The 12253-nt window shown below is 72.9% G+C and carries 2 protein-coding genes (both cut by a window edge); both read left to right on the top strand.

Annotated elements, in window-relative coordinates; all coding sequences use genetic code 11:
* Positions 1-6853 carry the end of an SDR family NAD(P)-dependent oxidoreductase gene (locus ACZ59A_RS39005; protein WP_470969015.1) on the top strand. Its footprint begins 20996 nt before the window's first position, so 6853 of the gene's 27849 nt are visible here — the last part of the coding sequence; its start codon lies off the left edge, out of view; the stop codon is at positions 6851-6853.
* Positions 6850-12253, top strand: partial view of an SDR family NAD(P)-dependent oxidoreductase gene (locus tag ACZ59A_RS39000; RefSeq protein WP_470969012.1) — the start only. Its footprint extends 8279 nt past the window's final position; 5404 of the gene's 13683 nt are visible here — the first part of the coding sequence; its start codon is at positions 6850-6852; its stop codon lies beyond the right edge, outside the window. Before ACZ59A_RS39005 ends, ACZ59A_RS39000 begins: the two co-directional genes overlap by 4 nt.

Raw genomic sequence — 12253 nt, 5'->3', positions numbered from 1 at the left:
CTCGCGGTTCGTCGAGCCCGGTGCGGACTTCCCCCGCCACGCGTCGCTGATGGACGACATCGACCAGTTCGACCCGGCGTTCTTCCAGATCTCCGGTGTCGAGGCGACGTACATGGACCCTCAGCAGCGCATCGCGCTGGAGGAGTCCTGGCGGGCCCTTGAGGACGCGGGCTACGCCGGAGCGGGCGCCCGGAGCACCGACTGCGGTGTCTACATCGGTACGCAGCCCGTCGACTACCTGCCCTCGCCGGGGGCGGACGCCCCGGCGCAGGCCATGTGGGGCAACGCCGAGTCGATCATGCCTGCCCGCGTCTCGTACCACCTCGACCTGCGGGGCCCCGCCATCGCCGTCGACACGGCGTGCTCCGGCTCGCTGGTCGCCGTGCACCTGGCGGCCCAGGCGCTGCGCGCGGGCGAGGTCGAGATGGCCCTGGCGGGCGGGGTCTCCGTCCAGTGCGCGCCGCACTACTACCTGCAGGCCCACCGGGCGGGGATGCTCTCCGCGACCGGGCGGTGCCACACCTTCGACGAGCGGGCGGACGGCTTCGTCCCCGGCGACGGCGTCGGGTTCGTCGTGCTCAAGCGCCTGCGCGACGCGCTCGCCGACGGCGACCACATCCACGGCCTCGTCCGCGGCTCCGGCCTCAACCAGGACGGCACCTCCAACGGCATCACCGCGCCGAGCGCGGCGTCGCAGGAGCGGCTGGAGCGGGCCGTCTACGACAAGTACGGCGTCGACCCCGCCGACATCGGGCTCGTCGAGGCGCACGGCACCGGCACCCGGCTCGGCGACCCCATCGAATTCCAGGCGCTGACCAGGGCGTTCCGCGGCTACACCGACAAGCGGGAGTACTGCGCCCTCGGCTCGGTCAAGACCAACATCGGCCACACGTCGCCGACGGCGGGCGTGGCCGGGCTCATCAAGATCCTGCTCGCGCTGCGGCACCGCGAGATCCCGCGCTCCCTGAACTTCGAGCAGGGCAACGCGCACATCGACTTCGCGGCGAGCCCGTTCTACGTCAACACCGTCCACCGGGACTGGACCGCCGAGCCGGGCCGCCCGCGGCTCGCGGCGCTGAACTCCTTCGGGTTCAGCGGGACCAACGCCCACATGGTGGTCGAGGAAGCGCCCGTGCGGCCGCGTGGCGGGGTGCGCCCGCCCACCGCCCACCTCGTGGTGCTGTCCGCCCTCTCCCACGAGCAACTGCGCGATCAGGCACAGCAGTTGGCGGACCATCTGCGCGCCCACCCGGACACCGAGCTGGGCGACGTCAGCCTGACGTTGCTGCTCGGGCGCAGGCACTGCGCGGTCCGGCTGGCCTGCGTCGCGCGGACCACCGACGAGCTGGCGGACCGGCTGCGGGAGTGGCTGTCGACCGGACGCGAGGAGCATGTGCGCGCCGCCGACCTGTCCGAGAGCCGCCCCGACGGGGATGTCGCGCGGGTGCGGAGCGGCAACTCCCGCATCCGGCAGTGCGCCGCCGGGGTGTCGGAGAGCGAGCGCGTCGAGCACCTCGCGGTCGTCCGCGATCTCTACCTCCAGGGCTGCGAGCTGGCGTACGCGGAGCTGTTCGCGGGCGGGTCGCACGGCCGGACCCCGCTGCCGACGTACCCCTTCCGGCGCCAGCGGTACTGGCTGCCCGAGGCGGTCGAGGCCCCCAGCAGGCCCCCCGTCGCACGCGTGGAGTCCGTGCCCGCACGCGTGGAGCCCGCGCCCGTAGGGCCCGTACCCGCGGCGCCCGTACCCGTAGCGCCCGCAGCCGTAGCGCCCGTATCCGCGGAACGCGCGCTGCCCCCGGCGGACGGGAACCACCTGACGCTGGCCCCCGTGTGGGTCCGGGACCGGGCCCCCGCGCAGGCGCCCGCACCGCAGGGCGGCGTGGTCGTGTTCGGCGCGGACACCACCGAACGCGACCGGCTCGCCGCCGTGTTCGGCGCGCCGCACTTCCTCGACGCCGAGCCCACCCTCGGCGTGGACGCGCTGACCGCGCGGCTGCGGGAGGTCGGGGACATCCGGCACCTGGTCTGGATCTCGCGGGCGGGAGAGGACTCGGACGCCGCCGCGCTGCTCCGGCGGACCGATGCCGGTGTGGTCGTGTTCTTCCGCCTGATCAAGGCGCTGCTCGCGCTCGGGCGCGCGGGTTCGGACCTGACGTGGACCGTCGTCACCCGGCAGACGCAGCCCGTGCTGCGCGGCGAGCGGGTCCACCCCGCCGACGCGGGTGTGCTGGGCCTGGCCGGGGTGATGGCGAAAGAACTCCCCAACTGGCGGGTGAACGCGCTCGACCTGGGCGTCGGCGACGCCCTCCCCGCGGCCACCCTGCTCGGCGCCTCTTCGCAACCGGTCCGGGCCCTGCGCAACGGGCAGTGGTTCCGCCAGCGGCTGGCGCCCGCCGCGCTCGCCGAGCCGACCGGCAGCCCCTACACCAGGGGAGGCGTGTACGTCGTCCTGGGCGGGGCCGGTGGCCTCGGCGAACTCTGGAGCGAGGACGTGATCCGGCGCTTCGGAGCCCAGGTCGTGTGGATCGGCAGGCGAGAGCGGGACGATGCCATCCAGCGCAAGATCGACAGGTTGGCCGCCCTCGGGCCCGCGCCCTGGTACGTCCGTGCCGACGCCGCCGACCGCGAGTCCCTCGCCGCCGCCCGCGCGCGGATCAGGCAGCGGTTCGGCAGGGTCGACGGCGTGGTCCACTCCGTGTTCGGCCTGGTGGACCAGAGCCTGCCCAACACCGACGAGCAGCGGTTCCGGCAGGGCCTGAGTGCCAAGCTCGACGCGAGCGCGTGGATGGCCGAGGTCTTCGACGCCGACGACCCGGACTTCATGCTGTTCTTCTCGTCGGTCTCCTCGCTCAACCCGGCCATGGGCTACTGCAGTTACGTCGCGGGCAGCGCCGTCGAGGACGGCCTCTCCCATCGCCTGTCCGCCGAGCGGCCCTACCCCGTGCGGGTGGTCAACTGGGGGTACTGGGGAGCGGTGGGCAGCGGCCTCGACGTGCCGCAGCACATCAGGGAGCGGCTCTACGAGCAGGAGGGGCTGGCCGACATCGACCCGGCCCTCGCCATGGCCACCGTCGAGAACCTGCTGGCCTCGCCGCTGGTGCAGGTGGCCCACCTGAACACGCGCAAGCCGGAGAAGTTCGCGTCGTTCGACGGCCGGGAGTCGGTCCGTGCGCTGGGGCCCGTGGTGCGGACGGCCGCGCTCACCCCGGCGCTGCCGTCGCGCGCGGACCAGGTGCGGGCCGTCCGTACCGGCACGAAGGCCAAGGCGAGGGAGCTGGACGAGGTCCTGGCCAAGCTGCTGTGGTGCGACCTGAGGGAGCGCGGCTGGTTCGGCAGGCAGGTCTTCGACGTCGCGTCCTTCAAGCAGGACAACGGGGTCCTGGACAAGTTCGACCGGTGGGTGCGGGAGTGCTTCACGGTCCTGAGCCGCTTCGGCCACATCGTGGAGACCGGCTCCGGGTTCTACACCGCCGCCGGGCAGCGGGCCGACGCGCGAGAGGCCGAGCGGGAGTGGGAGCGCGGCAAGCGGGTGTGGCTCGCCGATCCGGAGCTGCGGGCCACGGCCGACCTGGCCGACCGGACCTTCCGCGTGCTGACCGAGATCCTTATGGGGACGGCCTCGGCCGTCGAGGTGATCTTCCCCGGGTCCTCGCTCGACCTGGTCGAGGGGATCTACAAGCGGAACATGATCGCGGACCACTTCAACGACGTCGTCGGCGACTGCGTCGTCGGGCTGGTCGAGCGCAGGATCGCCGAGGACCCCGACGCCGAGTTCCGCATCTTCGAAGTGGGCGCCGGAACGGGCGGCACGACCGCCACCGTCATGCGGCGCCTCCGGCCGTACGCGCGGAACATAGGCGAGTACTGCTACACCGACATGTCGAACGCCTTCCTCATCCACGGCACGCGTGAGTTCGGCGCGGAGAACCCGTTCCTGCGCTGCCAGTTGTTCGACGCGAGCAAGCCGGTGGCGGAGCAGGGCTTCACCGAGGGCGCCTACGACCTCATCGTCGCCACCAACGTGCTGCACGCCACCCAGGACATCCGCGAGTCGCTGCGCAACGCCAAGGCGCTGATGAAGCCCGGGGCCGCGGTGGTCATCAACGAGATCAGCGAGTACACGCCGTTCAGCCTGCTGACGTTCGCGCTCCTGGACGGCTGGTGGCTCTACGACGACCCGGAGCTGCGCACCGACGGCGGCCCGGCGCTGGAGCCCGGGATGTGGCAGTCCGTGCTGGAGTGGGAGGGGTACCGGTCGGTCGAGTTCCCCGCCGCCGACGCGCATGTGCTCGGCCAGCAGGTCGTCGTGGCCTTCAGCGACGGGGTGATCCGCCAGACCCACGGCGACGAGACCCACGGCGACGAGCAGCCGGACGCCACCGAAGCACCGGCCCCCGTGACGCAGGCGCAGGCGCCGACGCCTGCGGAGCAGCCGACCCGGGTGGATCCGGGGCGCCTCAAGGAATCCGTGCTCACCTACCTCAAGGACCTGGTGGCGCGCACGTTGATGATCCCGGCGGACTCCATCAGGGCCGGGGAGCCGCTGTCCACCTACGGCATCGACTCCATCCTGATCCTGCAGCTGCTCAACGGGCTCCAGAAGGACCTGGGGGAGGTCAGCAGCACGCTCTTCTTCGAGTACCGCACCGTCGACGCGCTGGCCGACCACTTCGTCGCCGAGCGGCAGGAGGACATCGCCCGCGCCGTCGGTCTCGCGCCACAGCCGCAGGACAGCCCCGCCCCGGCGGCCGCCGAGACCCGTCCCGTCGAGGCCCCTCCCGTCGCGGCACCGGCTCGTGTGACCGAGCCGCAGCGGGCGGGCGCGGCGCGGCCGCGGCACGGCGGGGACATCGCGATCATCGGCATGAGCGCGCGGTTCCCGCAGGCCGACACCCTGGACGCGTTCTGGGCGGGCCTGCGGTCCGGCAGGGACGCGATCACCGAGATCCCCGCGGACAGGTGGGGGCTCGACGGCTTCTACGAGGCCGACAAGGACCGGGCCGCCGACGAGGGCAAGAGCTACAGCAAGTGGGGCGGCTTCCTCGACGGCTTCGCCGACTTCGACCCGCTGTTCTTCGCGATGACGCCCAACGAGGCGATGGAGGTCGACCCGCAGGAGCGCCTGTTCCTGCAGGAGTCGTGGAGGGCGTTCGAGGACGCGGGCTACCCGCGGGCGCGCCTGGAGCAGCAGCACGGCGGGCGGGTCGGGGTCTTCGTCGGCATCACGCGCGCCGGTCACAACCTCTACGGCCCCGACAGGTGGCGGCGCGGCGATACGACGTCCCCGTACACCTCCTTCGGGTCGGTCGCGAACCGGGTGTCGTTCAAGCTGAACCTGAACGGCCCCAGCATGCCCGTCGACACGATGTGCTCGTCGTCGCTCACGGCGCTGCACGAGGCGTGCGAGCACCTGCTCCGGGACGAATGCGAGCTGGCCGTGACGGGCGGGGTGAACCTCTACCTGCACCCGTCGGGCTATGTCGGCCTCTCCCGGCTGCAGATGCTCTCGGACGACGGCAAGTGCCGCAGCTTCGGGCGCGGCGGCAACGGTTTCGTGCCGGGCGAGGGCGTCGGCGCGCTCATCCTCAAGCGGCTTGACGACGCGGAGCGCGACAACGACCGTATCCACGCCGTCATCCGCGCCACGAGCGTCAACCACGGTGGGACGACGAACGGTTACACCGTTCCCAACCCGGTGGCGCAGGGGAACCTGATCCGCCGGGCGCTGGACAAGGCGGGCATCGACGCCGGTTCGATCAGCTACGTGGAGGCCCACGGCACCGGGACGGTGCTGGGGGACCCCATCGAGATCAACGGGTTGAAGCGCGCGTTCTCCGGCGACACCGAGGACACCCGGTTCTGCGCGATCGGCTCGGTGAAGAGCAACATCGGGCACGCGGAGGCCGCGGCGGGCGTGGCGGGCGTGTGCAAGGTCGTACTGCAGCTGCGGCACGGCGAGCTGGCGCCCACGCTGCACGCGGACGAGGTGAACCCGCACATCGACTTCGCCTCGTCGCCGTTCGTCGTCCAGCGCGAGCGGGCCGCGTGGCGGCGTCCCGTGGTCGACGTCGACGGTGTCGCCCGCGAGGTGCCGCGCCGGGCGGGGGTGTCGTCCTTCGGCGCGGGCGGCGCGAACGCCCACGTCGTGATCGAGGAGTACGTACCGGCCGAGCCCGCGCCGTCGCGCGTCCCGGACGCCGGACCGGCGGTGGTCGTGCTCTCCGCGAGGGACGGGGAGCGGTTGCGGGAGCAGGCGAGCGCGCTCCTGCGGTGGCTGTCCGACCCGGAACGGGGCGAGGTGCCGCTCGCCGACGTCGCGTACACGCTGCAGATCGGCCGTGAGGCCATGGCCGACCGGCTGGGCATGGTCGTCGCCTCGCTCGACGAGCTGGCGGCGAGCCTGCGCGGCTTCCTCGACCGGCCGGAGCACACGGACGGCCTGCACCGCGGCCGGGTGCACCGCGACGGCGGTGCCGCGCTCCCCGCCGACGAGGACATGGGGGAGGTCGTCGCGGCCTGGATCGCCAAGGGCAAGTACGCCAAGGTGCTCGACCTGTGGGTGAACGGCTTCGACATCGACTGGCGGGCGCTGCACGCCGGCGCGGACGTGCGCACTGTGTCCCTGCCGACCTACCCCTTCGCCCGGGAGCGGTACTGGGTCGCCGAGGAGGCGATCGACCGCCCCGACGGCACGGCGGACCCGGACGACGACGGCCCGCGAGCGCGGGTCGACGACGTCCTCGACGACTATCTGAACGGTTCACTCGACCTGGCCGCCGCGGCGGAGATGATCCGCCCGGCGTTCACGACCGCGCCGGTCGGCACAACGGGCAACGGAGGGGCGGCCACGTGAACGACGCACTGGTCCAACTGCTGCTGGATCTCAAGGCGAACCACATCACCAAGGAGCAGTTCAAGGCCGCGGTGAGCGGCGGGGCGGCGTGGGCGGGCGAGGAGAGCGGCCCGCAGCTGGTGAGGTTCGGTCCCGTCTGGGAGCGGGCGGTCGGCGGCACCGCCGCCGTGGCGGAGATCCCCGGCCACGTCGTGCTGCTCGCGGGGCCGCGGCAGGCGGCGGAGGCGCTGCGGGCGCGGCGCGGGGTGTCCGCGGTCCACCTCCTGGAGAGCCCGGCCGCCGGGCTCGCGGGGCGCTACGCGGATCTCGCCTGCCAGGTGCTCGACACGGTCAAGCGGCTGCTCGCCGACCCGGCGCTGCCCCGGACGCTGGTCCAGCTCGTCTGCCCGGGGACCGGCGAGGACTCGACGGCTTCCGGTCTTCTCGCGATGCTGCGGACCGCGGCGCTGGAGAACCCGAAGATCGTGCCGCAGCTGGTGCTCGTGGACCCGGGCCCGCACGCGGCCGAGCAGGTCCTGCGGAGCCGGGACCACGCGGACGCCTCGGCGGTGCGGTGGCGCGACGGCGAGCGGGAGGTCCTGGCCTGGCGGGAACTGCCCGCCCCGGCCCCCACCGACCTGCCCTGGAAGGAGGGCGGCACCTACGTCATCACCGGCGGCCTGGGCAGCCTGGGGCTGATATTCGCCGAGGACCTGCTGCGGTCCGTCCGGAGCGCGACCCTCTTCCTGACCGGCCGCTCGCCCCTCGACGGCGAACGGGCGCGGGCGCTGGAGGCGCTGAGCCGCCCGCACGCGACCGTGCGCTACGTACGGCTCGACGTCGCGGACCCGGCGGCCGTCGAGGCGTTCGTCGCCGACGTCCGGCAGGAGTGCGGCTCGGTCAACGGCATCATCCACAGCGCCGGGGTCACCAGGGACGGCCTCATCCGCACCAAGACCGCGGACGAGCTGCGGGAGGTCCTGGCCCCGAAGGTGGCCGGGACGGTCAACCTCGACCACGCCAGCCGGGACCTCGCGCTGGACTTCTTCGCCACGTTCTCCTCGGGCGCCGCGGTCACGGGCAACACCGGCCAGGCGGACTACGCGGCCGCCAACGCGTTCATGGACGCCTTCGCGCACCACCGCGACGCTCTCGCCACCGCGGGGCAGCGCTCCGGGCGGTCCCTGTCCGTCAACTGGCCCCTGTGGGCAGAGGGCGGCATGACCGTCGACGAGGAGACGGCGCGCGCGCTCCGCGCGGACCTCGGCATGGCTCCGCTGCGCACGGCGACCGGGGTGCGCGTCCTGCACGAGTTCCTTCTCTCGACCCACAGCCAGGTGATGGCGGTCGAGGGCGACGGCCCCCGGATCCGTCAGGCGTTCTCCGCCCAGTCCTCCTCGGCGCGGCCCGCCGTGGCCCAGTCCTCTCCGGCGCACCCCGCCGTGGCGGCCGCCGTCGCGGCCGTCGATGCGGACATGCTGCGCGACCAGGTGCTCGACAAGCTCGGCAGGCTGTTCGGCGGCGTCACCGGCCTGCGGCCCTCGACGATCGACCCGAACGCCCCCCTGGAGAGCTACGGCATCGACTCCGTCGTCGTCACGCGGCTGAACCGGAAGCTCGCGGAGGTCTTCCCCGGGCTGTCGGCCGCGCTGCTGTACGAGTACAACTCGCTGGCCAGCCTCGGCGACTACTTCGTGGCGGAACACCGGGAACAGTGCCTCACCTGGACCGGTGCCGCCGAAGCGCGCCCCATGGGCGTGGCAACCGCCGCACAGCGGACGCCCGTCCGGGCCGAAGCCGTCCGGACCGAGCCCGCTCCGGCCGCCGTCGTGCGGGACACGCCGGACGCCGCCGACGCCATCGCCATCATCGGCGTGAGCGGGCGCTTCCCCCAGGCGCGCAACCTCGACGAATACTGGGAGAACCTGGCCGCCGGGCGCGACTGCGTCTCGGAGGTTCCACCGCAGCGCTGGGATCTGACGGGCTTCTTCCACGCGGACCGCGACGAGGCCGTCTCGCGGGGACTGAGCTACAGCAAGTGGGGCGGATTCCTGGACGGGTTCGCCGACTTCGACCCGCTGTTCTTCGCCATCTCCCCGCACGAGGCGATGAGCATGGACCCCCAGGAGCGCCTGTTCCTCCAGGAGTCCTGGAACGCCATCGAGGACGCGGGCTACACCCGGCAGCGGCTGGCGGATCTGCACGGCGGGCGGGTCGGCGTGTTCGCCGGTGTGTCCAAGACCGGTTTCGAGCTGTACGGGCCGCGGTTGTGGGAACAGGGCGAGAACCTCCACCCCGTGACGTCGTTCGCTGCCGTGGCGAACCGGGTGTCCTACTTCCTCGACCTCAAGGGCCCGAGCCTGGCCATCGACACGATGTGCTCGTCGTCGCTGAGCGCCGTCCACGAGGCGGTGGAACACCTGCGCCGCGGCGAATGCGACGCGGCCGTCGCGGGCGGGGTCAACCTCTATGCCCACCCGTCGAGCTACGTCCTCATGTCCCGGGTGCGGATGCTCTCCGACGACGGGAAGTGCCGCAGCTTCGGCGCGGGCGGCACCGGTTTCGTCCCCGGCGAGGGCGTGGCCGTCCTGCTGCTCAAGCGGCTGGCGGACGCGCGGCGCGACGGCGACGTCATCCACGCCGTGCTGCGCGGCAGCAGCATCAACCACGGCGGCCGGACCCACGGCTACACCGTGCCCAACCCGGCCTCCCAGGCCGAAGCGGTGCGCGAGGCCATGGACCGGGCCGGGGTGTCGGCGCACGACATCGGCTTCGTCGAGACGCACGGCACCGGGACCGCCCTCGGCGACCCCATCGAGATCGGCGGCCTCTCCCGGGCGTTCGCGAAGGACACCGACGCCCGCCAGTACTGCGCGATCGGCTCGGCGAAGAGCAACATCGGCCACCTGGAAGCGGCGGCGGGTGCCGCCGGGCTGGTCAAGGTGGTGCTCCAGATGCGCCACGGGCAGATCGCCCCCAGCCTGCACGCGCGGGAGCTGAACCCCGAGATCGACTTCGGCTCGACCCCGTTCCGTGTGCAGCGGGAGCTGGCCGCGTGGCAGCGCCCCACGGCCGAGGCTGACGGGACGGTGGTGGAGCGCAACCGCGTCGCCGGGGTCTCCTCGTTCGGCGCCGGAGGCTCCAACGTGCATGTGATCGTGGAGGAGTACCGCGGCGCGGACACCGCGGGCACCACCGCGGACGACCACGGCCCGCAGGTGGTCGTGGTCTCGGCGAAGGACCGGGCCCGCCTGCGCGAGCGGGCGAGGGAGCTGGCGGACTGGCTCGGCCGCCAGGACTCCGCCCATCTGCGCCTCGCCGATGTCGCGTACACGCTGCAGGTGGGCCGTGAGGCGATGGAGTCGCGGCTCGCGCTGCGCGTGGCCTCGTTCGCCGACCTCACGCGCAAGCTCACCGCGTTCGCCGCGGGCGACGACGACGTGGAGGACCTGCACCTGGGCGAGGTCAAGCAGCACCGGGAGACCCTGGCCGCGCTCACCGCCGATTCCGACATGGCGGCCACCGTCGGCGCGTGGATCGACAAGGGCAAGTTCGCCAAGCTGATGGACCTGTGGGTCAAGGGACTGGCGTTCGACTGGGAGACCCTGCCCCGCGCGGGCGCGGTGCGCCGGGTGTCCCTGCCGTCGTACCCGTTCGCGCGGGAGCGCTACTGGGTCGGCGACATCGGCACGGCGGCGCCGCGCGCCGAGGGCGCGCGGAGTGTTGGCGGCGCGCGGAGCGTGGGCGCGGTGCACCCGCTGGTGCAGGTGAACGCCTCCACCCTGGAGGCGCAGCGTTTCGACTCGGTGTTCTCCGGTGACGAGTTCTTCCTGCGGGACCACGTCGTCAAGGACGAGCGGGTGCTGCCCGGCGTGGCGTACGTGGAGATGGCGCGGGCGGCGGTCGAGGCGTCGGTGGACGGCGTCGGCGAGCTGCGGCTGCGCAACGTGGTCTGGGCGCGGCCCATCAAGGTGGCCGAGGAGCCCGTACGGGTGCGGACGAACCTGGTGGTCGAGTCCGCGGGGGAGGTGGGCTTCACGGTCACCACGTCCCCCGACTCGGCGGACGGCGAAGTGGTGCACTGCCGGGGCGCCGCGGTGCCGGGGGCGTCCGGCTCGGTGACGGCGGTGGACCTCGACGGAGTGCGGGCCGCCTGCGGCGGCGCGCGGTGGGACGCGGAGCGCTGCTACGCCCTGTACCGGTCGCTGGGGCTGGACTACGGCCCCGCGCATCGCGGAGTGGACAGCATCGCGGTCGGCGGCGGCCAGGCACTCGCACGGCTGCGGCTGGCCGCCGAAGCCGCGGATTCGCTGGGCGAGTTCGTGGTGCACCCGGGCCTGATGGATTCGGCGCTGCAGGCGACGGTCGGTCTGCTCGCCGAGGGCGGTGACGCCGAGAGCGGCGCGCTGTTCCTGCCGTTCGCGGTGGACGAGGTGGAGATCCTCGCTCCGTTCCGCGACAGCATGTGGGCGTGGGTGCGCTACAGCGCCGACGACACCCCCGGCAGTGGCGTGCGCAAACTCGACATCGACGTGTGTGACGACGACGGCGTGGTGTCCTGCCGGTTCACCGGGTTCTCCACCCGCGCCTACGGCACCGGCGAAGCGCCCGCGCCACGGGTCGCCGCGGAGGTGTCACACGTGGCCCCGGTGCAGCGGCCCGTGGCGCGGCCGGTGTCACAACCGGCCGCGCTGGACGAGCGTGTGTGCGCCTATCTGGCCGGGGTGCTGGCGGCCGAACTGCGCCTGTCCGCCGACCGGATCGATGTCGACGACGCCTTCGAGGTCTACGGCATCGACTCGATCATGACCATGAACCTCACCAACAAGCTGGAGCAGGTCTTCGGGTCGCTGCCCAAGACGCTGCTGTTCGAGTACCAGAGCATCCGCGCTCTCGCCGGGTACTTCGCGACGGCGCACGAGGAGCGGCTGACCGCGCTGCTCGGCGTGGCCGACGTACCTTCCGCCGGGGAGACCGAGCGCACCGACGCCGCGACCGCCGACGCCGCCGGGGCAACCGCTGCCGCTGCCGTCCAGCCCGTCGCCGTCTCCCGGAAGCGCCCGCTGGCGCGGGTGCGCGAGGTGGCGCGGCCGCGCGCCGCGGATTCCGCCGGGGTGGCCATCGTGGGCGTGGCCGGGCGGTACCCGGGGGCGTCCAACGTGCGGGAGTTCTGGCGGAACCTGGCCGAGGGCAGGAACAGCGTGACCGAGATCCCCGCGGATCGGTGGGATCACGGTCGCTACTACGACGCGGACAAGAACGCGGCGGGCAGGACATACGCGAAGTGGGGCGGGTTCCTCGACGGCGCGGACCGCTTCGACGCGCTGTTCTTCAATATCTCCCCGCGCGAAGCGGAGTTCATGGACCCGCAGGAGCGGCTGTTCCTGGAGTGCGTACAGGAGACGTTCCAGGACGCCGGGT

This window comes from Streptomyces sp. NPDC040405, assembly GCF_055595765.1.
This window is presented reverse-complemented; position numbering and strand designations above follow the sequence as displayed.